This window comes from Streptomyces griseobrunneus, from assembly GCF_046713465.1.
GTDB lineage: Bacteria > Actinomycetota > Actinomycetes > Streptomycetales > Streptomycetaceae > Streptomyces > Streptomyces microflavus.
In genome coordinates this window covers 7,563,072-7,585,093 of record NZ_CP177080.1, presented here as the reverse complement: position 1 = coordinate 7,585,093, position 22,022 = coordinate 7,563,072, and the positions used below count along the sequence as shown (strand labels likewise).

The following is a 22,022-nucleotide window of genomic DNA, read 5'->3' as shown; positions in this document are numbered from 1 at the left end:
ATCGGCACACGGGCCGGTCCAACCGCCCTCTTCAGGGCGGATGTCACCCCGACTCGTCGGTGATGGGCTCCTCCGCTCCCTCCCGCAGCAGCCGCACGTAGTCGCGCGACCATGCCTCGACCGTCGCCGCGTCCCACAGATCTGCCGAGTACTCCACCGCTCCCTCCAGAACGTCGCCGGCCGGGGACAGCACCATGATGAACTCCGACCGGGAAGCCGAGGGGGCGATCTCCGCCACCGTGGTGGTGAGTCCCGGCATGTCGATCCCGGTGTCCAGCGAGCTCTCGTAGGCCAGGCCGATGGCCAAGCCGTCCGGTATGCGGATACCCCTGCGCTGCCGCATCGCCGGGGCCACTCGGCGTGGCGGCATGGCATGCTCCATGCCCAGGACGGTCGTGCGCGTGACCCGGTCCGTCAGCTCGGCGAAGGAGCCGGAGCGCGCGTCACGGACCCGCAGGGCGAACCCCGTGGCCGTGCAGCCCACCAGGGACTCGAACTCACGGCTTTCCCGGCCGGCGTAGGAAATGTTCATCACCACGTCGTCCTGCCCGGCCTTCGTCGTCAGCAGTCGACCGAGCGCAGCCGCTGCCACCACGAAGGGCGTGGTCGAACGCCGGGCGGCCAGCCGTTCCACGGCGGCCCGGACCTCGGCGGGCACCGTGAATCGGATGACTCCGCCCCGGCCGCTGAGCACCTCCGGCCTCGGCCGGTCCAGGGGCAGGTCCAGGGTGAAGGGGGCGTCGGCCAGCTCTTCGAGCCAGTAGTCGGTACGGCGCCCGTCGGTCGCCTTCTGGTGGGCGGCCTGCCAATGCGCGTACTCCACCTGCTGGGGTGCCGCAGCCGCCAGACCGTGCCCGGCTCCGGTGGCAGCCGTACGGTAGAACGCGGCGAGTTCCCTCAACAGGGTGGTCAGGGCCCACCCGTCGCACGTGCAGTGGTGCGTCACGAACAGCAGCGCCCACTCCTCGGCACCGGTGCGCAGCAGACGCGCGGAGAGGACGTCTCCCGTGAAGGGGTCGAGGGGTGTCTCCGTCGCCTGCTCGGCGAGCAGGCGCAGCTGTTGCAGCCGTTCCGGTTCCGCTCGGGAGGTGAGGTCGTCGACGGGCATGTCGAGCGGCCGGAACTCGAGCACCTCCTGTCGCCAGGTGCCGGAGCTCTCGCGCACCAGACGTGTCCGCAGGGACTCGTGACGCCGCACCAGGTTCTCCAGTGCGTCGTGCAGGGCTCGGGGTTCCAGCCGGCCGGAGAAGGTGATGCGCAGAGCCACATTGAAGACCTGCGGCCTGGCGTGGCGGGAGTGCAGGGTGGCGAAGCGGGTCTGCTGTTCGGTGGCCGGGCCGCGGCGGACCACCCGCCCCGACCGGCCCCCGTCCACGAACTCCGTCAGGGCGCGGAGCGTGGGCCGCTGGTAGAGGTGTGTCAACGGGTACTCGACGCCCCACGTCTCCCGGATCCGGTTGACCAGCCTCATCGCGGTCAGGGAATGGCCCCCCAGGTCGAAGAGGGAGACATCCGGATCGACGTCCGCATCGGTGAGGTCGAGCTCGGCCGCCCAGAGGTCACGCAGCCCCTTCTCCACAGAGGTGAGGGCGACAGCCCCCGGCGGCGGGCCTTCAGGCTTGCGAACCTCGTCGATGTCCGCCGGGGCCAGGGGAGCGGTCGGCGGGAGCAGCGTCCGGTCCAGCTTGCCGCTGCTGTTCAACGGCAGCCGGGCCAGAGTGCACCAGGTGCGCGGCACCATGTACTCCGGCAGGCGACGGCTCAGCTCTCGGGCCCATCGGTCCGTGCGGAGCTCTTGTTCCGCCGCGTCTACGGAGCCCGGCTCGGTGGGCACCACATAGGCGGCAAGAACCGCATCGCCGTTGGTCCGGCGCCGGCTGATGACTGCCGCCTGGCGCACGCCGTCGAGGCGGCCCAGTACCTGCGCCACTTCCTCCGGCTCCACCCGGAATCCGCGGATCTTCACCTGGTCGTCGGTACGGCCCACGAACACCAGCCGCCCGTCCGCCGTCCACCGGGCCAGGTCACCCGTGCGGTAACAGCGGGCATCCCTCCCGTCTTCCGGAAAGGTCGCGAACCTCTCCTCCGTGAGATCCGGGCGGTGCAGATAGCCCTCGGCCAAGCCGGGACCGCCGACCAGGAGTTCCCCCACCGCGCCGATGGGTACCGGCTTGTCGGAGGTGTCCACGACGCTCACGGTCACGTTCTCGACGGGACGACCGATCGGGATGGCCTCCGCCCCTTCATCCGTGACGGCGTCGTCGGCCGGAGGCAGGACCGTGTCGACAACACACAGCACGGTCGCCTCCGTCGGACCGTAGACGTTCAACGTCTCGTAGGGTGCCTCGGGTCTCGGGCGGCTCCGGAGCATCTCGCCGCCTATGAGCAGATGACGCAGCGGAGGCTGATCGGCCGCGGGCAGTCGGAGTACCTCCTCCCCCAGGGCCGTCGGCATGATGCTGAAGGTGATGTCCTGGTCGGCGAACCACCGGGCCAGAGCGAGCGGATCGCGGCGGACCTCGTCATCGGCCACGACCAGCGTGCCGCCCGCCGTCAGAACCGGCCAGATCTCCATGAGGGAGGCGTCGAAGCTCTGGCTGCATACGACGGCGCTGCGGAATTCACCGGTCGGCCCGAAGCGTGCGTGGTGCCACTGGCAGAGATCCACGATGGAACGGTGGGTGAGCACGGCCCCTTTCGGCGTGCCGGTACTGCCCGAGGTGTAGATGACGGCGAACGGGGACGAGACACCGCTGCCAGGTGTCGGACGAGTGCCGGGGTCAGTGTCTCCGCTCGGTACGGCGTCCGGTCCGACGACCCTCACCGACGCGGGCAGTCGCAGCTCCCGTGCCCCTTCCTGACCGCTGATCACCAGCCGGGCACCGCTCTCTGCGATGACCTGAGCGGCGCGGACAGCGCCGAGCGACGGATCGAGCGGGACATAGGCGCAGCCGCCCCGAACCACGGCGAGCAGGGCAGTGACGAACTCCGCACCGCGGGGCAGCCAGACCGCGATCACGGGTGCCCGGCCCTCGCCCGCCCCGAGCTCGGTGAGCGCGGCCGCGAGCCGTTCCGCTCCCTCGTCCAGCTCCCGGTACGTCGATGCGACGTCTCCGCACACCACCGCGGTCCGGCCGGGGTGCTCAGCCGCCTGCCGGGCCACCCAGTCGTGGACAGTGGTGTCGAGCACCGGACGCAGGGGTCCTCTGCCCCAGCTCTCCGGAACCTCGTCACCCTCGGCCGGTACCCGCGCGATCAGGGAGAGCGGCGTGCCCGGCCGCTCGACGGCGGCGGCCAGCAGCTCGCGGAAGACCGTGAAGAACCTGTCGACGGTGGCCTGGTCGAACAACTGCGCGTTGTACTCCAGATGACAGCGGATGCCCTCCGGCCGGTCGGTGAAGTACACCGTCAGGTCGGTCAGCGCCTTGTCGGGGCCCGCGTCCAGGGCCACTGCCTCGACACCGGGGAGGTCGAGACGGAACGGCTCGTCCGACTGGAACTCGGTGAGCACCTGGAACACCGGCGTGCGGTCCGTCCCGCGGGGTGGAGCCAGGGCACGCACCACCTCGTCGAACGGCGTTGCCGCGTGGTCGTAGGCATCGAGGGCCGCGGCCCGCACCCGGTCCAACAGCGTCGTGAATCCGGGGTCGCCGGTGAGGTCGACCCGCAGAGCCACCGTGTTGACGAAGAAGCCGATCAGCTCATCGGCCCGTTGCGGCCGGTCGGAGACGGGGACGCCGATGACGATGTCCTCCTGCCCCGTGACCCGTTGCAGCATGGCCGCCCAGCCGGTCACCAGGGTCATGAACAGCGTGGCGCGGTGACCGCGGCCCAGCTGCCTGAGCCGGTCGCTCAAGCCTGGATCGAGGGAGCGGAAGACAGCGCGGCCCTCGGAGGTCATTTCGGCCGGACGGGGCCGGTCGGTGGGCAGTCCGAGAACCGGGAGGTCACCGCCGAGCACGCGCAGCCAGTGCGCCACGTCCCGCTCGGCACGGGGGCCGCCCGCCGCCGCGCGCTGCTCGCGCGCGTGCTGGGCATAGCTCCAGGTCAGTTCGGGCAGAGCTGCCTCTGTGCCGTCCAGCTCCGAGCGGTAGAAGGCGGAGAGGTCCCGGCACAGGACGGTCGCCGAGGCCGCGTCGACCACGATGTGGTGGAACGAAAGGACCAGGACGTGCTCGTCTGCGGCGGTCCGGACGATCCGGGTGACGAACAGCGGTCCGTTCTCCAGGTCGAAGCGGCGGGTGCTCTCCTCCGCCAGTGCTTCGCGTACGGCGCTCTCCGCCGCGAGGGTGCCGTCCACCACGGCGAAGTCGGGTTCGGAGGAGTCCCGTACCAGCTGGACCGCCGAATCGCCGGCTGCCCTGAAGACAGTGCGCAGCCCTTCGTGGCGGGTGACGAGCCGTCGTACGGCATTGCGGAGCGCCTCGGTGTCGAGCGGGCCGCGCAGGCGGATCGCCTTCACTTCGTTGTAGGCGGTGCGCCCGGGGAGCAGGCGTTCCAGGAACCAGATGCGCTCCTGGCCCGGTGAGAGGGGCGCTCCGGACGCGGAGGGCTGTCGGTCCCTGTGACGGCGGCGGAGGGTGTCCAGCCGGGGAAGACCGGCACGCAGCTGATCCGCTCCGACGCCGAAGTCGACCAGCGCGACGATCTCGTCCGCGCCCGCGTCGGCGACCGCCTCGGCCACGGGCAGTACGGAGTCCACATCGCCGATCAGGGCACGTTGGTCGCAGTACCGGCTGTAGGCCCGCCGGAAGACCACGTCCAGGTCGTCCTCGCTGAGCGACTTCATGTCGGTGGTGACACCGAGGCTGTTGGTGACGCCGCTGAACAGGGACAGGGACGCGCGCATGTAGCGGGCCATCGGCTCGAAGGCGTCGGCGCGGGCGGTGTCGTGGTCCTCGCCGAGGTAGGTGTGCAGCAGGACGGCGACCCGCCCGGCGTCCGGGTCGAGGCCGTGGCGTGCCCGGGCCCGGCGGTAGCGGGCGATGTTGTCCCGGAGCTGGTCGATGTCCTGGGTCATCAGGTTGGTCACGATGCCGAGGTCGTGCTCGGCGGCACGTTCGTACGATTCCGGGTTGGCCACCACCGCTGTGTAGAGCGGCGGCATCGCCTGTACGGGGCGGGGGTGGAGCCGGATCTCCCGCTCGCCGTCCCCGGTGGTCCGGCGCAGTGCCTCGCCTCGCCAGAGGCTCCGTACCTCTTCCAGGCCGTCGTACATCTCCTGTTTGTGCCGCCCGAAGCGCTCCGGGAAGAAGACGAAGTCGTCGGCGTTCCAGCCGCTCGCCACGCCGAGGCCGACGCGTCCGCCGGAGAGGTTGTCCGCCATGGACCACTCCTCCGCCACCCGGATCGGGTCGTGGAGGGGCATGACGACCGACCCGGCGTTGAGGCGGATGCGCCGGGTCTCCCGGGCCAGGGCAGCCGCCAGGACGGCGGGGTTCGGGAAGAGGCCGCCGAACGAGTTGAAGTGCCGCTCGGGCATCCACAGCGCCTCGAACCCGTGCCGGTCGGCGAACCGGGCCGCCTCCATGAGCAGTTCGTAGCGGCCCTCCTGCGGTCCGGGCCCGTTCTCCGGGTAGTCACCGAAGAAATAGAGGCTGAAGTCCGCACGGCGTGACGGCGTGAGCGCTGTGGGGGCGGGGGCCGAAGCCTTCGTGGGGGCGGGGGCCGACGTCTTCGTGGGGGCGGGGGCCGACGTCTTCGTGGGGGCGGCCCGGCTGTGGCCGGGCCGCCGGGACGGGCCCGGGTCCGATCGGAAGAAGCCGGCCTGCCGCAGGTCCCTCAGCGACCCCCGCACGGCCTCGGCCACATGCTCGATGTCGCCGTCGGTGTGCGCCGTCGAGAGGAAGAAGTTGCGCCACTCCCATACGTGCACGCCGCGCAGCATCAGGTGGTAGTAGAGGAGTTCCATGTCGGCGCGGTGCTCGAAGCGGAACTGGGACCCGAACCATCCCATGCGCAGGGGAAATCCCTCGGCCTCGAAGAACTCGTTGAGCCCGGTGGCCAGTTGGGTCGTCCGGTCGTTGAGCCGTTCCTGCAGGCGGGGGCTGTGCTCCTGGAGGTGGGTGAGTACGGCGTGGGCCGCCGTCATCGACACGGGGTGCTGCAGGTAGGTACCCCCGAAGAAGGTGGTATCGGCGGTGGGGCCGCTGTCGTCCCCGTAACTCCAGTAGCCGCCGTCGATCCCGTCCATGATGTCGGAGCGGCCCGCGACGGCGCCGATGGGGAATCCGCCGCCGAGGAGCTTGCCGTAGGTGGCGAGATCCGGTGTGACACCGTAGAGGTCCTGCGCCCCGCGGAGGGCGGGGCGGAACCCCGTCAGCATCTCGTCGAACATCAGCACAATGCCGTGCCGTGTCGTCAGCTCTCGGAGTCTGCGGACGAATTCGACCGGCTGGAGCGAGGGGTGCCTGCTCTGCACCGGCTCGACGATGACCAGGGCGATCCGTTCCGCGTCCCGTTCGATCGCGTGCAGGGCCGCCTCGCTGCCGTACTCGCAGACCGTCAGCTCCGAGACGGCGCTGCGGGGGATGCCCCGGGAGACGGGCACGGTTTCTCCCGGTCCGGCCTGCCGGCCCAGGACCTGGTCGGCGTGGCCGTGGTAGGAGCCCTGGAAGGTGACGATCCGGTCGCGGCCGGTGGCGGCCCGGGCGAGACGGATCGCCGCGGCGTTGGCCTCGGTACCCGAGTTGGCGAACGCCACCCGTTCCATGCCGGTCAGTTCGCACAGCAGCTCGGCGGCTCCGCCCGTCTCGACACTGCGGGGGCCGAGCCGGATGCCTCGGGAGAGGTGTTCACGTACGGCCTCCCGGACGAAGTCGGGTTCGTGGCCGAAGAGGAGCACGCCGAAGCCCATGGTGATGTCGGTGTAGCTGTTGCCGTCGATGTCCTCGATCCGTGCTCCCTCCGCACGACGGGCCGCCACCGGATACAGCATCTCCTTGGTCGTCCTGCGGAACCCGACGACCGCCCTGCTGTCGGCGAGTCTGCGGCGGTGGCGCTGGGCGAGCCGTCTGGATGCCGCTGTCCGTGCCGTGTACCGGCGTACGAGGTCGTCGAGATGCTCCTGCTGGGAGCGGGGAGAGGTGGCGTCGACCATGCCGGCATCGGGGGCGACCTCGACACGCGGTCCGTGCACCTGAGGCTGTCCCGTCCCGCCGCCGGTCACAGCCTGTCGGACGTTCATCCGCTCGGTGATGCGGTCGGCGAGTCCGGCCATCGCGGCCAGGTCCCGGTCGAGGGCGGCCGTGATCTCCTGCTGCTCGTTCACCGGACCACCTGGTCGTCGGCCAGAGGTGCCGCCGTGGCATCGGTCTGCAGGGCGAGCAGCTGGGAGAGCTGGGTGAGCATCTGGAGCTGGATCCGGGACAGCTCCTGGACCCGCTGGGCCAGCTCCAGATACTCCTGCCGGGTGACGAATCCGGTGTCCTGCGGGGACAGGGCAGGGGCTGGACCGGCCGGCCGCTGGGGCGCCGGGACCGCCTGCCGGGCGGCTGCGGGCTGCACCGCGCGCGACTCCGGGACGGGCACCGGCACGGTGGCGGGCTGCGGGACGGTCCCGTGCTCCCGGGGCAGCCGCGCCGCGACGAGCTCGGCGAGCAGCCGGGGGGTTCCCGTCTCGTCGAACAGCTCTCGCATCGTGACTTTGACCCGGTGCTCCTGCTCTATCTCCCGCAGCACATTGATCATGAGAAGCGAGTCCGCACCGAGGTCGAAGAACGGGGTGTCGGCCGAAACCGAGGTCAGATCCTCGCCGAAGGCCCGGGAGAGCACACCGAGGATGCCGTCCAGCAACTGTCTGGTCTCCATCGTCTCTGCCGTCACAGTGCGTTCCTCTCTTGCCGGGGACATGGGTCCGGGGGGCCTGGGAGGGTCCCCGACCCAGTAGGGGCGGTGCTGGAAGCGATATCCGGGCAGCGGGACACGCCGCCCTGCGGTGCCTGCCAGGAACGTCTCCCAGCGGACATCCGCTCCCGCGCAGTGCAGTGCCGCAGCGGCACCGAAGAGCGCTGTGAGTCCGGTGCCGCGGTGCAGGGACGGGATGGCCCGCACCGTCGGCAGGGAGCGGCGGGCCAGACCGCTGAGCGTGGTGTGCGGGCCGATCTCCAGGAGCACGTCGGGCCGTTCACGGGCCACGGAACTCAGCGCCGCGTCGTAGCGGACAGGCTCACGGGCATGGCGCACGAAGTGGCCCGGGCCGGGCGTCCAGCCGGGTTCACGGGTCAGGCCGTCGAGCGAGCTGATGAAGCGGGTCCGTACGGGTGTGAAGGCGGTCCTCGCCAGGACCTCCCCGAACGCGTCGAGCATCGGCTCCACGGAGGCGGTGTGGAAGGCGCGGTCCACCGCGAGGCGTTCGTACGGGATCCCCCGGTCATCGAGCACAGCGCACACCTGGTTCACAACCGCGTCGGGACCGGCCAGGACCTGGGAGTGCTCTCCGTTGGTCACGGCCGGCTCCAGGCCGGGGTGCGAGGCGGCCAGCTCGGCCGCGGCCTCCCGCTCCAGTGCCACGGCCACCATCGCGCCCGGCTTGCAGAGGTCCCGCATCAGCCGGCCCCGGTTCGTGCTGAGTTCGAGGCCGTCGGCCAGCGACAGGGCCCCGGCCGCGAAGAGGGCCGCGTATTCTCCGACGCTGTGGCCCGTCACGGCCCAGGGGCGGATGCCGGACTCGCCCCAGAGCCGGACCAGGGCGCACTGCAGGGCGAAGAGCGCCGGCTGCGCCGTCACGGTCGGCCGGACGGCCCCGAGGTCGGCCTCCTCGGTGAGGAGGTGCGGCAGTATCGATTCGCCGGTGAGGCGGCGGTGCTGTGCCTCGCAGGCGTCCAGCACCTCACGTACGACGGGAAACCGTTCGTACAGGTCCGCCGCCGCTCCGGGACGCAGGGACCCCTGGCCGGTGAACTGGAAGATCACCCGGGCGACCGCGTCGGACGGTGGGACGGGGCCGCCGGGGGAAGCGGGCGGATCGGGGCGGGAGAGCCAGGTGTCGAGGGCGTCCGCCAGCCGGGACGGGGTACTTCCCCGGACCGCGATGCGGTGGCGGCCGTGCGAGCGCCCGAGGGCGGCGGTCGTGACGAGATCCGCCAGGGGCAGAGCGGTCCGTCTGCGGAGGACATCGCGCAGGGACCGTACGTTGTCGGCCAGGGCTTCTCCGCTCGTCGCGGAGACCAGGAGCACGTCGGGTGGGGCCGCGACGGCAGTACGCGGTCCGGGCTCGGGGGCCTCCTCCAGGACGAGGTGGACGTTGGTGCCGCCGATTCCCAGCGATGTGACACCTGCTCGCCGAGGGCTGCCGGTCTCGGGCCATGGCCGCAGGGTGCGGGGGGCATAGAACGGGCTGGTCTCCAGTCCGAGCAGTGGATTGGGTTCGGTGAAGCCGGCGATCGGCGGAATCACCCCGTGTTTGAGCACCAGCAGGGTCTTGACCAGACCGGCCAGCCCTGACGCCACGTCGAGATGGCCGATGTTCGTCTTGACGGCCCCGAGAGCGCAGTAGCCGTTCCGGTCCGTGTCCTGGCGGTACGCCGCCCTCGCTCCTTCCAGCTCGATGGGATCGCCCTTGAGGGTCCCCGTGCCGTGGGTCTCCAGATAGCCGATGGTGTCCGCGCTGACGCCCGCGTGATCCAGGGCCCGGCGTACGGCGTTCTGCTGACCTCGCGCGCTGGGGGCCGCGTACGTCTTCTTGCCGGCGCCGTCGTTGCAGACGCCCCAGCCGCGGATGACGCCGTGGACGGTGTCCCCGTCCGCAAGCGCGCGGGGCAGTCGTTTGAGTACGACGGCCAGGACGCCGGTGCCTCCCACGGTTCCGTTCGCGGCCGCGTCGAACGCGCGCAGCCTGCCGGTCCTGGAGAGGATCGATCCCTTGACGTAGTGGTAGCCGAGGACCTGCGGGACGTGGAGGGAACCGGCTCCCACCAGCGCGATGTCACAGTCGTCGAGCAGCAAGGAGTTGGCGGCCAGTTGAACGGCCACCAGCGAACTGGAGCAGGCCGTCTGCACATTGACGGCGGGACCGGTGAGGCCGAGCCGGTAGGCGACCCGGGTCGCGTTGAAGTCGGTGGAGTTGCCGATCATCACCTGCATGCCGGCCAGCCAGTCGCCGATGTCCTCGTTCGGCAGCACGTTGTTGAGCAGGTAGGACTGCATGTTGTAGAGGTGGTAGCCGGCGCTGGCGTAGACCCCGATCCGTTTCCCGTCCCGCTCGTCGGGGTAGCCGGCGTTCTCCAGTGCGTGCTGAGCACACTCCAGGAACAGACGGTGCTGGGGGTCGGTGAGGCGGGCCTCACGGGCGCTCATCCCGAAGTGCCGGGCGTCGAAACCGGAGATGTCGTCCAGTACGGCCGACGTTCCGATGAAGTCATCGCGCCGGTACAGCTCCTCGGGCACGCCCGCGGCCTTCAGCTCGTCCCGGCTGAATCGGGTGAAGCGTCTCTCGCCGTTGCGGATGACGCGCCACAGGTCCTCCGGTGTGTCCGCACCGGGAAGCCGGAATGCCATCCCGACCACGGCGATGCGCTGGTCCTCCCCGCCTATGCCCATCAGCCGCGTTCCTCGCGTAATACGGCGCCGGCGGATGGTCGCATCTGGGGGTGCGGCCCGGCCGGGGGACGGCGCAGTACGAGGAACGCCAGGAGGGCGAGGCACCCGGCGATGGCGAGGCCGTGCAAGGAGGTGACCACCTGGAACGGGGAGTAGGACTCCAGGAGGAATCCGCTGACCAGCATCCCCAGCCCGAACCCGGCGTTCTCGACCGAGGCGGAGAACCCGAACAGCCGTCCACGCTCCTCGTCGGGGACCGTCTGGAGGCGTGACACGTAGACGACTTCGGTGATTCCGTCCGCCGCTCCGGCGACGAGTGCCGTCGCGAGCGTCAGCCCGGCAGGCAGACCGCTGAACACGATGATGAACGCTCCCGACATGACGCAGGCACCGATCGCGAAGGCCCGCTCGCCCAGGGTGCGGCCGCTCCGGCGGGTGTACCGGGCCAGCACCTGCTGGGCGATGATGTTGCCGACCGCCCAGATCGCCCAGAACTGGCTGATGAAGGTGGCCGGATGCTCGGGGTCGAGCAGGCTGGAGTGGACGGGCAGCGCGACGTTGTGCGAGGAGGACCCCAGCCCGTCCACGGCTCGCAGGGCGATCATCGCCATCAACACCGGCGCCGCGGCCCACATCAGCCGGAAGGAACCGCGTCCGGTGCCCGGCCTGCTCTCCCCGGTGCCCTCGCGTTTCTCGGACCGCGCCCTCGTGCGGAGCGGCAGCAGCGTGAGAATGGTGGCGGACACCAAGAAGGTGCACGCGTCCAGCACGAAGGCCGCCGTGTATCCGAGCTGCGCCACCACGACACCCGCCGACGAGAATCCGGCGATCATCGCCAGAGAACGGGCGGTCACCAGCAGACCGTTGGCGCGGGCCCGGTGCTCGGCCCCCACGATCTCCGGGATGCTGCTCCGCAGGGCCACCTGCGAGAGCGTCGAGCAGCCTCCGGTGACCACAGCGAGGCAGTACAGCAGGGGAAGCCGGCCGGCCTCCGGGGCCATGAGCAGAGCCAGCAGAGCCACGGCCTGACCGAGGTCCGCACAGATGATCAGGCGCTTCCGGTCGTAAGCCGAGACCAGGCGCCCGCTCACGAAGCCCGACGCCACACTCGTCCCCAGCCGTACGGCCATGAAGAGCCCTGCGGCCAGGGCACTCCCGGTGACGTCGTAGACGAAGACGTTCAACGCCACCATGTTCAGGTAACTGCCATACGCGGAGAGGCCGTTACCAAGGACGAGCAGCCGGAAGCGCTTCATTCACATCCTTTCGGAGACGCACACGGAAGCAATGCCGGTCGCCCGCCGGACCGTCTGCGGATGCCGCGCCGATCCCCCGGCGACGATCCCTCCCAGCGAACACGAGCCACTCATGCACCTGCCAACTCCGTCAAGCTCTGCCCACCTGTCACGGGCTTCACACCAAGCTCCCGAAGCTTCAGGCGCCACAGGCTTCAGCCCCTCCCGCTCGGGGCTGTGGCCGACGCCGGTGGGCCGAAATCGCTCAGCACCACGGCGAGGACGGCAGCCCCGGCCCGGCCGGAGTTCAGCTGCTGCTGACGGCCGGACGCAGGTCGAGCATGGCGGACATGGCGGCGACGACGGAGGGGGCGACCCGGTAGTAGACCCAGGTCCCGCGCCGCTCCGAGGTCAGGAGCCCGGCCTCGCGAAGCTTCTTCAGGTGGTGGGAGACGGTCGGCTGAGAGACACCGACGTCCAGGATGTCGCAGACGCACGCTTCTCCTCCCGGATGCGAGGCGACCTTGGAGAACAGCCGCAGCCGCACCGGGTCGGAGAGCGCCTTGAACATCGCGGCCATCCGCTTCGCGTCCGGCACGGACAGCTCCCCGGCGGCGATGGGCGGGCAGCACGGCACAACCGTTTCCGGGTCCAGACCCGGCAGCTCGACAACCCCATACTTCGACATCTGTCTATGTTGACACTCATCGATACCGGTGACAAGCTCGGAACATAGACAGCAATCGAAACAGCGGCCGGACCTGCCGCCTCTCCCCGGAGGACATCACCGCCATGACCACCACCATCGCGGACCTGCCGGTCGTCGTGATCGGAGCGGGCCCGGCCGGGCTCGCCGCCGCCGCCCACCTCACCGAGCGTGGCCTCTCCCCGCTCGTCCTGGAATCCGGGCCCGCCGCCGCCAGCGCCGTCAGGGAATGGGCGCACGTACGCCTCTTCTCCACCTGGGGTGAGCTCGTCGACCCGGCCGCCGAAAAACTGCTGGCCCCCACCGGCTGGACGCACCCCGACCCGGCGGCCTACCCCTCCGGGGGAGACTGGGCCGAGCAGTACCTGCAGCCACTCGCCGACGTCCTGGGCGACCGCGTCCGCCTCGGCGCCCGCGTCACCGGCGTCTCCCGCACCGGCCGCGACCGGATCGTGGACGCGGACCGCGACCAGCAGCCGTTCGTCGTGCACATCACCTACGCCGACGGCCGCGAGGAGCGTATCTTCGCCCGCGCCGTCATCGACGCCTCCGGCACCTGGGCCACCCCCGGCCCGGCCGGCGCCTCCGGCCTGCCCGCCCTCGGTGAGAAGGCCGCCGTCGACCGGATCACCTACAAGGTCCCCGACCTCAAGGACCCGGCCGAGCGCGCCCGGTACGCAGGCAAGCGCACCGCTGTCATCGGCGCCGGCGCCTCCGCGTTCACCGCTCTCGCCTACCTCGCCGACCTCGCCAAGGCCGACGACGGCTCGGGTACGAAGGCGGTATGGGTCCTGCGCCGAGGCATCTCCGGATCCACCTTCGGCGGCGGTAGCGCCGACCAGCTGCCCGCCCGCGGGGCGCTCGGGCTCGCAGCGAAGGCCGCGGTCGACGAGGGGCACGCGCACGCGGTCACCGGCTTCCGCACCGAAGCGATCGAGCGCGGCCCCGACGGACGCCTGGTCCTGGTCGGCGAGGACGGGCGCCGCCTGGACCCGGTCGACGAAGTCATCGTGCTGACCGGCTTCCGCCCCGACCTCGGCTTCCTCGACGAGCTCCGTCTCGGTGTGGACGAACGCCTCCAGGCTCCGACCGAACTGGCCCCGCTGATCGACCCCAACCAGCACTCCTGCGGCACCGTCTACCCCCATGGCCACCGCGAGCTCTCGCACCCGGAATCCGGGTTCTACCTGGTCGGCATGAAGTCCTACGGCCGCGCACCGACCTTCCTCGCCATGACCGGCTACGAGCAGGTCCGCTCCGTGGCCGCCGCCCTCGCCGGCGATCTGGAAGCAGCCGACCGCACCGAACTCACTCTCCCCGAAACCGGAGTCTGCGGCGGTGCCGGGCTCTTCGAGGACCCGGCTGCCGCCCAGAGCGACGCCGGAGGCTCCTGCGCGACGCCGGAACTCACCCCGGTCCAGCTCGGTGCCGGTGCACCGACCGCTTCCGTAGCCGTGGACGAAGCACCGGCGGGCGGTTGCTGCGGCTCGTGACCGGCCCGAACACCCCTGAGCACGGGGCCGTGACCGGAACGGAGGTCCGGCCACGGCCCCGAGCCGCGCTGCCCGCGCTGTGTGCCACGCAGATCACCAGCTGGGGCATCGTCTACTACGCGTTCCCCGTCCTGAACCCGCAGATCACCACTGCGACCGGCTGGCCCACCGGAGCAACCACCGCTGCGTTCTCCGCCGGCCTGCTCGTCTCCGCATTCGCCGGGATCCACGTCGGCCGGACGATCGACCGCCACGGCCCGCGCACCGTCATGACCACCGGCTCGGTCCTCGGCGTCCTGAGCATCCTCGTCATCGCCTCGGCTCCCAGCCTGCCTGTCTTCGTCGCCGGCTGGCTGCTCGCAGGACTCGCGATGGCAGGCACCTTCTACCAACCGGCCTTCGCCGCCCTGACCCGCTGGTGGGCACCCGACCACGTCCGCGCACTCACCATCGTCACGCTGGCGGGCGGCCTCGCCTCCACCGCGTTCGCACCCCTGACCGCCGCACTCGCGAACCACATGTCCTGGCGCGCCACCTACGCGACCCTCGCCGTGATCCTGGCCCTGGTGACCATCCCCGCCCATGCCCTGGCACTCAAGGCACCCTGGCCCAAATCCTCGGTCTCCACCGCGCCCCGAGCTGCCGACAGCGCGGCAGAGGTCGCACGTACACGGCCCTTCCGGATGCTCGCCACCACCTTGACACTGTCCGCGTTCACCGTCTCCGCCGCCGTCATCGCCCTCGTCCCCCTCATGACAGAACGCGGTTACACCAGCACCGAAGCCGCCTGGGCACTCGGGCTCGGCGGCGTCGGCCAGACCCTCGGCCGCACCCTCTACGCCACCCTCGCCCGCCACACCGAACCCACCACCCGCACCATCGGCCTCGTCGCGCTCGGCGCCTTCACCACCGCGGTCCTCGCCATCACCCCTGGCCCCTACGCACTGCTGGTCGCCCTCTCCGTCGCAGCAGGCACCGTCCGCGGCAACCTCACCCTCCTCCAAGCCACCGCCATCACCGACCGCTGGGGCACCACGCACTACGGCCGCCTCTCCGGACTCCTCGCGGCCCCGACCACCACAGCCGCCGCCATCGCACCTTTCGCAGGCACCGCCATCGCCGCCCGGCTCGGCGGCTACCCCCAGCTCTTCATCGCCCTCGCCGCCGTCTCGGCAGCCGCCTGCATGACCGGATGCACGACGACGCCCGGCCGAGCCGGAGACAACGGCTCCGCACCGGGCACGACAGAGCTGTTTCCCAGGTGAGCACGTGGTCGGCCAACTGGCCGACGGGCCCGCGGTGGAGATTCCGGCCGATGCCGACGATCAGGGACTGGGCTCCCGGAGCGGTGGCGCCGCACCACACGTTCAGGAAGCCGACGGCTGCCCCGTTGCACGGAACGGGGCAGCCTGACGGTGTGGCAGGCCGTCTACTTCGTCTGCACGTCCGTGAACTTCTTGCGCCAAGCCAGCGAGACGTAAACCAGTGCGACCAGCACCGGGACTTCGATGAGCGGGCCGACGACTCCGGACAGGGCTTGGCCGGAGGTGACGCCGAAGGTAGCGATGGCGACCGCGATGGCCAGTTCGAAGTTGTTGCCGGCGGCGGTGAAGGCGAGGGTGGCGGTGCGGTCGTAGTTCAGGCCGATGGCCTTGCCGAGGAGGAACGTGCCGAACCACATCACCGCGAAGTACACGAGGAGCGGGAGTGCGATGCGGACGACGTCCAGCGGCTGCGAGGTGATGGTCTTCCCCTGGAGCGCGAAGAGGATGACGATCGTGAAGAGCAGGCCGTAGAGGGCCCAGGGGCCGATCTTCGGCAGGAACTTCGCCTCGTAGGACTCGCGGCCCATCTTCTTCTCGCCCAGGCGGCGGGTGAGGAAACCGGCGAGCAGGGGCACCCCGAGGAAGATGACGACGTTCAGCGCGATCTTCCACATGGAGATGTCGAGGCTCTCGCCGTCGCCGAGGCCGAGCCAACCGGGCAGCAGGTCGAGGTAGAACCAGCCCAGGACGCCGAAGGCGATGACCTGGAAGACGGAGTTCAGTGCGACGAGGACGGCTGCGGCTTCGCGGTCGCCGCAGGCGAGGTCGTTCCAGATGATGACCATGGCGATGCAGCGGGCCAGGCCGACGATGATCAGGCCGGTCCGGTATTCGGGCAGGTCCGGCAGGAAGATCCAGGCCAGCGCGAACATGAGCGCCGGGCCGAGGACCCAGTTGACGACCAGCGAGGAGACCATCAGCCTGCGGTCGCCGGTTACGGCGTCGAGCCTGTCGTAGCGGACCTTGGCAAGGACCGGATACATCATGATCAGCAGGCCCACGGCGATCGGCAGCGAGATGCCCCCGATCTCGACCTCGGCGAGCGCGTCGTTCAGCCCGGGGACCAGCCGGCCCAGTCCCAGTCCGAGGCCCATGGCCAGGAGGATCCAGACGGCGAGGAAGCGGTCGAGCGTCGACAGCTTCGCGACGGCCGAGGGCTCCTCGGTGGTCGCGGACGCTTGAGTGCGGGTCACGGACAGGCCCTCTTGTTCTCGGTGGCGGTACGGGCGGACTCGGCCAGGTCGGTAGGTGAAGCGGCCGCAGGGCTCGGTCTCCACGACACCGGCCTCGCGCAGCACTCTCGGTCGGTTGGAGAGATTGGTCTGCAGGCGCAGAAAATCACTCAGCACCCGGACAGTTCAGTGCCGACTGACGTCATCATGGACTGATAATGTCACATCAGTGGTCACTGACACCACTGGGTACTGAAGTCATTCGTACCTGATTTCATCGCAAGAGCAAGAGAGACTGCTGTGTCCGAGAAGCCCTCCGTCCTGTTCGTCTGCGTTCACAACGCCGGCCGCTCCCAGATGGCCGCCGCATGGCTGTCGCACCTGGCCGGAGACCGTATCGAGGTCCGCTCCGCCGGCTCCGCCCCGGCCGACCAGGTCAACCCGGCAGCCGTCGAGGCCATGCGCGAGGCCGGCATCGACATCACCGCCGAGACGCCCAAGGTCCTCACCATCGACGCAGTCAAGGCATCCGACGTCTGCATCACCATGGGCTGCGGCGACACCTGCCCGGTCTTCCCCGGCAAGCGCTACCTCGACTGGACGTTGGAGGACCCTTCGGGCCGGGGCATCGAGGCAGTACGCCCGATCCGCGACGAGATCAGGAAGCTGGTGGAGAACCTGATCGAGGAAATCGCACCGGCGGACCCGGAGAGGAGCGCATGAGCGTCGGCGGCGCCTCCCCGACAGGCCGAAGATCGCAACACACTCCACATGACGCGTCTGCCGGATCATAGGAGACGGTCAGTCAGGAAAGAAGCAGGTCGACAAGCTCTCTGCCAGGCCCCACAAGGAGACAGACATGAAAATGCTCATCAACGTCCCGGAGACCGTGGTCGCCGACGCCCTGCGGGGTATGGCCGCCGCGCACCCGGAGCTGAACGTCGATGTGGAGAACCGGGTCGTCGTGCGGCGGGACGCCCCGGTGGCCGGGAAGGTGGGGCTCGTCTCGGGGGGCGGGTCGGGGCACGAGCCGTTGCACGCCGGGTTCGTCGGGCCCGGGATGCTGTCGGCCGCCTGTCCGGGGGAGGTGTTCACCTCGCCGGTGCCGGACCAGATGGTACGGGCGGCGGCAGCGGTGGACAGCGGGGCCGGGGTGCTGTTCGTCGTCAAGAACTACACCGGTGACGTGCTGAACTTCGAGATGGCCGCCGAACTCGCCGAGGACGAGGGCATCCAGGTCGCCCAGGTCGTCGTGGACGACGACGTGGCCGTGAGCGACAGCACCTTCACGGCCGGGCGGCGCGGTACGGGCGCGACGCTCTTCGTCGAGAAGATCGCCGGGGCCGCCGCTGACGAGGGCGCACCCCTGGACCGGGTGGTCTCGGTGGCCCGGCAGGTGAACGGGTCCTCTCGGAGCTTCGGGGTGGCCCTCAGCTCGGTGACCACTCCGGCGAAGGGCAGCCCGACCTTCGATCTGCCCGCCGGTGAGCTGGAGTTGGGCATCGGTATCCACGGCGAGCCGGGGCGGGAGCGGCGGCTGATGATGACCTCGGGCGAGATCGCGGACTTCGCGGTGCACGCGGTGCTGGAGGACCTCCGGCCCACCGGCCCCGTGCTGGCACTGGTGAACGGGATGGGGGCGACACCGCTGCTGGAGCTGTACGGATTCAATGCCGAGGTCCAGCGGGTCCTGTCCGAGCGGGGTGTGCCGGTGGCTCGTACGCTCGTGGGGAACTACGTGACCTCGCTCGACATGGCAGGCTGCTCGGTGACGCTGTGCCAGGTCGACGAGGAGTTGTTGCGGCTGTGGGACGCGCCCGTGGAGACGCCCGCGCTCCGCTGGGGCCGTTGATCGCCCCGGAGCCCGGCGACCCCTGCGGGTACGGCTTCGCCGAGGCCGTACGGACCGTACTCGTACGAACCGTGCCGGACAGGCCCGGGGAACAGGAGATCATGTGCTCGACGCCGACTTCTTCCGCCGCTGGATGGCGGCCACCGCGGCCGCCGTGGACCGTGAGGCGGACCAACTGACCGAGCTGGACTCGGCGATCGGGGACGCCGATCACGGCAGCAACCTCCAGCGCGGTTTCTCGGCGGTGGCGGCCGTGGTGGAGAAGGACGAGCCCGCGACTCCGGGCGCGGTGCTGACCCTGGCGGGGCGGCAGCTGATCTCCACCGTCGGCGGGGCGTCCGGGCCGTTGTACGGGACGCTGCTGCGCCGGACGGGCAAGGCGCTCGGCGAGGACGCCGAGGTGACCCAGGACCAGCTCGCCCAGGCGTTCGCCGCGGGCGTCGCCGCCGTGGGGCAGCTCGGCGGGGCGCAGGCCGGGGACAAGACGATGCTCGATGCGCTGCTGCCGGCGGCGGAGGCGCTGGCCCTGTCGTTCCGGGGGGCCGCGGACGCGGCCCGCGCGGGTGCCGAGGCGACGGTCCCGTTGCAGGCGCGCAAGGGGCGGGCCAGTTATCTCGGCGAGCGCAGCATCGGGCACCAGGACCCGGGCGCGACGTCGGCGGCCCTGCTGGTCGAGGCGCTGGCCGGGACCGCGCAGGACGGGGGTGCTGAGGCATGAGCGACGAGCCGCAGGTGGGCATCGTGCTGGTCTCGCACAGCGGCCCGGTCGCGGAATCGGTCGCCGAGCTGGCCCGGGGCCTCGCCGCAGGGGGCGTGACGGCCCCCGTCGCGGCGGCGGGAGGGCTGCCGAACGGCGGGCTCGGCACCAGCGCCGAGCTGATCGGCTGGGCCGCCGCATCGGTGGACCGGGGCGCCGGGGTCGCGGTCCTCGTCGATCTGGGGAGCGCCGTCCTCACGGTGAAGGCGATGCTCGCCGAGGGCGACGAACTGCCGGAGAACACGCGGCTGGTCGACGCGCCGTTCGTGGAGGGCGCGGTCGCCGCCGTGGTGACCGCGTCGTCCGGCGGGGACATCGGAGCGGTGGAGGCGGCGGCCTCGGAGGCGTACGGCTACCGCAAGACGTAGCTGCCCCGCGTGCCGTACCGGAAGGGGACGGGCCCGTGCGGCTCCGTCCCCTTCCGTGCGCCAAGGCCTCTCGGGTGCCTTGCTTTCTCGCTTTCCGTGCGTCAGGCCTCCCGCTTTCCGGGTGCCGGGCCTCTCGGTTGGCGTACCGCCCATGGCGATTGCAGACTTGGCGACATGTCGGCAGGCAGGCGCAGTGCGGGGCTTCTTCTCTTCCGGGTCACGGGCACAGGCACGGGCACCGGTACCGGGAGCGAGCGGGATGTCGAGGTGCTGATCGGGCACATGGGCGGGCCGTTCTGGGCGGGGCGCGAGGCCGCCGCCTGGTCGGTGCCGAAGGGTGAGTACGGCCCCGACGAGGAACCGGCGGCGGCCGCGCGGCGGGAGTTCGAGGAGGAGCTGGGGGTGCCGGTGCCGGACGGGGTCTGGCTGCCGCTCGGCGAAGCGCGCCAGCGCAGCGGCAAGACGGTGACCGTGTGGGCGGTGGAGGCGGAGCTCGATGTGGCGTCCGTGGTGCCGGGGACGTTCACGATGGAGTGGCCGCGCGGCTCCGGCGAACAGCAGGAGTTCCCGGAGATGGACCGGTTCGCCTGGTGTACGCCGGAGCAGGCCGCCGAGCGGCTGATCGCGGGCCAGCGCGTCTTCGTGCAGCGGTTGCGCGCTCAGGTGCGCGGGGAGGCCGCCTCCCCGGAGGCGTAGGCCGGTTCCGGGTGTGCGGCAGGGCGGCCGGCTCGTAGTTCCAGTACGTCACCGGTGAAGCGGGCCCGGAAGCTGCGGTCGTGCGACACGACGACGACGGCTCCCGGGTACTGCGCGAGCGCCGCCTCCACCTCCTCGACCAGGCTCAGCGCGATGTGGTTCGTCGGTTCGTCCAGCACCAGCAGATCGGCCGGCCGCGTCACCAGCCGGGCCAGAGCCAGCCTGCGCTGCTGCCCGATGGAGAGGGAAGCGACGGGCACGCCGAGGTCCTCGGGTCGGAACAGGCCGAGGTCCAGCAGCTCGTCCGCGTACTCGTCCGGGAAGCCGGGGCGGCCCGCCGCGAAGGTGGCGAGCAGGGTGCGCCGGGTCGGCCGGGCGGGCAGCTCCTGCGGGAGGTAGCCGACCCGGGCGCGGCGGCGGACCGTCCCGGTGTCGGGGACCAGATCCCCGGCGAGGACCCGCAGCAGGGTGGTCTTCCCGGCCCCGTTGTCCCCGGTGACCAGCAGACGTGCCCCGGGCTCCACGCGTAGGGCGGGGAGGTGGAGCCGCTCCCCCACGGAGACGTCGTCCAGCTCCACGAGGGGGCCGCTGCCGGAATCGGCCTCCCCCGCGAGGGCCGGGCGGCCGGTGAAGGCGAGCGGTTCGGGCGGGGCGGGTACGGGGGTCCGGCGCAGCGCTTCCAGCCGGGTGCGCGCCGCCCTGACCTGGCCGGAGAGTTTGGCCTCGTGGGAGCGGCGGTGCTTGCCGAACCCCTGCTTCGGGTCCTTTCCCGTGGCCGCGAGCCGCTGCCCGGCGGCGTCCACCAGCTCCTCGGTGCGGGCCAGGTCGCCCAGGTACTCCTGGTGCTCCTGGGCCCAGCGGCGGCGGGCTGCCGCCTTCGCCGCGCGGTAGCCGTCCCAGCCGTCCCCGTACCGGGTGACCGTGCGCAGGTCGCGGTCGACCTCCAGGATCACGGAGGTGACCCGCTCCAGGAACGCCCGGTCGTGGGTGATGGCGACGACGGTGCCCCGGTGGGCGCGCAGATGGTCCTCCAGCCAGTTCACCGCCCGTACGTCGAGGTGGTTGGTCGGCTCGTCCAGGAGCAGCAGTTCGGGGGCGGCCGCCAGTACGCAGGCCAGGGCCAGCCGGGACTGTTCGCCGCCGGAGAGGGTGGAAAGCGCGCGGTCGCGGGTGAGGTGGGCGAGGCCCAAGCCGTGGAGGGCCGCTTCGGTACGGGCGTCGGCGCGGTAGCCGTCGCGCTCGTCGTAGGCGGTGAGGAGGTCTCCGTACGCGGCGAGTTCCGCGTCCGTGGGCTCGCCCCCCGCCGAGAGTGCTTCCTCCGCCGCGCGGATGCGGTCCTCGAGTGTGCGGAGCTCGCCGAGAGCCGCGTCGACGACGTCCTGCACGGTGTCGGCGGGATCGAGGGCGAGGGTCTGGGCGAGGTAGCCGGTGGAGCCGGGGAAGCGGACGGTGATCTCGCCGCTGTCCGGCCGCTCGGCCCCGGCCAGCAGCCGGAGCAGGGTGGACTTCCCGGAGCCGTTCTCACCGATCACGGCGGCCTTCTCGCCGGGGCGGACGGTGAGCGTCACCTGGTCGAGTACGGAGCGGTCCCCGTACGCCTTGGAGACGTCCTTCATGGTCAGTTGGGCGCGGTCGCGCTGGGGGTGCATGGGTGCCTTTTCCCTGTTTCCTGGGTGACGGCCCGCGGCGGCGCGTGCGGAGACGCGCGGGGGCGGGGCGTGGATACCGGACGGCGGAGGGACAGCGGCACACCGGGGGCGGATACGGTCGAATTCCGCCCGGTGAGGACACGGGCGGTGCTCGGCGGTCGGCCGGTGGGCCTCAGCCGGTGACGTCAGGCGTCGCGCGGCGGCTGTCCGGGCCGGGAATCAGCGGAAGA

Annotated in this window: 13 protein-coding genes; 7 read left to right on the top strand and 6 right to left on the bottom strand. The window is 71.1% G+C overall.

All coding sequences use genetic code 11. The features are described 5' to 3' along the window. Nucleotides 1-43: 43 nt before the first annotated feature. From ACK8N7_RS34535 to ACK8N7_RS34520, 4 genes are all read right to left on the bottom strand, one after another. Complete coding sequence (locus tag ACK8N7_RS34535) at nucleotides 44-7,270, bottom strand: MupA/Atu3671 family FMN-dependent luciferase-like monooxygenase (RefSeq protein ID WP_500445000.1); 7,227 nt, start codon at nucleotides 7,268-7,270, stop codon at nucleotides 44-46. Beyond that, entirely contained in the window at nucleotides 7,267-10,539 is a 3,273-nt protein-coding gene (locus tag ACK8N7_RS34530) for a type I polyketide synthase (RefSeq protein WP_500444998.1), read from the bottom strand. Before ACK8N7_RS34530 ends, ACK8N7_RS34535 begins: the two co-directional genes overlap by 4 nt. Next, nucleotides 10,539-11,795, bottom strand: coding sequence for an MFS transporter (locus tag ACK8N7_RS34525; protein WP_403214220.1), 1,257 nt, complete (start codon nucleotides 11,793-11,795; stop codon nucleotides 10,539-10,541). Before ACK8N7_RS34525 ends, ACK8N7_RS34530 begins: the two co-directional genes overlap by 1 nt. A gap of 286 nt (nucleotides 11,796-12,081) precedes the next feature. Beyond that, a complete protein-coding gene (locus ACK8N7_RS34520) occupies nucleotides 12,082-12,462 on the bottom strand; it encodes an ArsR/SmtB family transcription factor (RefSeq protein ID WP_500444996.1) in 381 nt (126 codons plus the stop codon). 104 nt (nucleotides 12,463-12,566) lie between these two features. Here ACK8N7_RS34520 and ACK8N7_RS34515 point away from each other — a divergent pair, with 104 nt between their 5' ends. Together ACK8N7_RS34515 and ACK8N7_RS34510 are read left to right on the top strand one after the other, a co-directional pair. Continuing rightward, nucleotides 12,567-13,973, top strand: coding sequence for an NAD(P)-binding domain-containing protein (locus tag ACK8N7_RS34515; RefSeq protein ID WP_500444994.1), 1,407 nt, complete (start codon nucleotides 12,567-12,569; stop codon nucleotides 13,971-13,973). Further along, nucleotides 13,970-15,238, top strand: a complete 1,269-nt coding sequence (locus tag ACK8N7_RS34510; protein WP_500444992.1) for an MFS transporter — start codon at nucleotides 13,970-13,972, stop codon at nucleotides 15,236-15,238. Before ACK8N7_RS34515 ends, ACK8N7_RS34510 begins: the two co-directional genes overlap by 4 nt. Before the next feature lie 164 nt (nucleotides 15,239-15,402). On the opposite strand, the gene arsB is transcribed toward ACK8N7_RS34510, so the two are convergent. Beyond that, nucleotides 15,403-16,491 (bottom strand): ACR3 family arsenite efflux transporter, encoded by a 1,089-nt coding sequence (arsB, locus tag ACK8N7_RS34505; protein ID WP_403214212.1) that lies wholly within the window; start codon nucleotides 16,489-16,491, stop codon nucleotides 15,403-15,405. Between the two features lie 279 nt (nucleotides 16,492-16,770). Here arsB and ACK8N7_RS34500 point away from each other — a divergent pair, with 279 nt between their 5' ends. From ACK8N7_RS34500 to ACK8N7_RS34480, 5 genes are all read left to right on the top strand, one after another. Continuing rightward, nucleotides 16,771-17,193: an arsenate reductase ArsC gene (locus ACK8N7_RS34500; protein WP_403214210.1), complete on the top strand. Its 423-nt coding sequence runs from the start codon at nucleotides 16,771-16,773 to the stop codon at nucleotides 17,191-17,193. A gap of 136 nt (nucleotides 17,194-17,329) precedes the next feature. After that, nucleotides 17,330-18,322 carry a dihydroxyacetone kinase subunit DhaK gene (dhaK, locus tag ACK8N7_RS34495; RefSeq protein ID WP_500444989.1) on the top strand — a complete coding sequence of 331 codons (993 nt, stop codon included), beginning with the start codon at nucleotides 17,330-17,332 and terminating at the stop codon, nucleotides 18,320-18,322. Nucleotides 18,323-18,425: 103 nt separating this feature from the next. Continuing rightward, the gene (dhaL, locus tag ACK8N7_RS34490) at nucleotides 18,426-19,040 is read left to right on the top strand and encodes a dihydroxyacetone kinase subunit DhaL (protein WP_403214206.1); all 615 of its coding nucleotides are present in this window, start codon (nucleotides 18,426-18,428) and stop codon (nucleotides 19,038-19,040) included. Further along, nucleotides 19,037-19,447 (top strand): PTS-dependent dihydroxyacetone kinase phosphotransferase subunit DhaM, encoded by a 411-nt coding sequence (locus ACK8N7_RS34485; protein ID WP_500444987.1) that lies wholly within the window; start codon nucleotides 19,037-19,039, stop codon nucleotides 19,445-19,447. The genes dhaL and ACK8N7_RS34485 overlap by 4 nt, the downstream gene beginning before the upstream one ends. Nucleotides 19,448-19,621: 174 nt before the next feature. After that, nucleotides 19,622-20,143 (top strand): NUDIX hydrolase, encoded by a 522-nt coding sequence (locus ACK8N7_RS34480; RefSeq protein ID WP_403214204.1) that lies wholly within the window; start codon nucleotides 19,622-19,624, stop codon nucleotides 20,141-20,143. On the opposite strand, the gene abc-f is transcribed toward ACK8N7_RS34480, so the two are convergent. Continuing rightward, nucleotides 20,107-21,792 carry a ribosomal protection-like ABC-F family protein gene (gene abc-f / locus ACK8N7_RS34475; RefSeq protein ID WP_500444985.1) on the bottom strand — a complete coding sequence of 562 codons (1,686 nt, stop codon included), beginning with the start codon at nucleotides 21,790-21,792 and terminating at the stop codon, nucleotides 20,107-20,109. The genes ACK8N7_RS34480 and abc-f overlap by 37 nt on opposite strands. Nucleotides 21,793-22,022: the final 230 nt, after the last annotated feature.

Excerpts from the sequence above, each read along its gene's own strand:
- dhaK (WP_500444989.1), top strand. The coding sequence starts at position 17,330 with ATGAAAATGCTCATCAACGTCCCGGAGACCGTGGTCGCCGACGCCCTG.
- ACK8N7_RS34530 (WP_500444998.1), bottom strand. The coding sequence starts at position 10,539 with ATGGGCATAGGCGGGGAGGACCAGCGCATCGCCGTGGTCGGGATGGCA.
- ACK8N7_RS34520 (WP_500444996.1), bottom strand. The coding sequence starts at position 12,462 with ATGTCGAAGTATGGGGTTGTCGAGCTGCCGGGTCTGGACCCGGAAACG.
- ACK8N7_RS34485 (WP_500444987.1), top strand. The coding sequence starts at position 19,037 with ATGAGCGACGAGCCGCAGGTGGGCATCGTGCTGGTCTCGCACAGCGGC.
- ACK8N7_RS34480 (WP_403214204.1), top strand. The coding sequence starts at position 19,622 with ATGTCGGCAGGCAGGCGCAGTGCGGGGCTTCTTCTCTTCCGGGTCACG.
- ACK8N7_RS34525 (WP_403214220.1), bottom strand. The coding sequence starts at position 11,795 with ATGAAGCGCTTCCGGCTGCTCGTCCTTGGTAACGGCCTCTCCGCGTAT.
- ACK8N7_RS34515 (WP_500444994.1), top strand. The coding sequence starts at position 12,567 with ATGACCACCACCATCGCGGACCTGCCGGTCGTCGTGATCGGAGCGGGC.
- abc-f (WP_500444985.1), bottom strand. The coding sequence starts at position 21,792 with ATGCACCCCCAGCGCGACCGCGCCCAACTGACCATGAAGGACGTCTCC.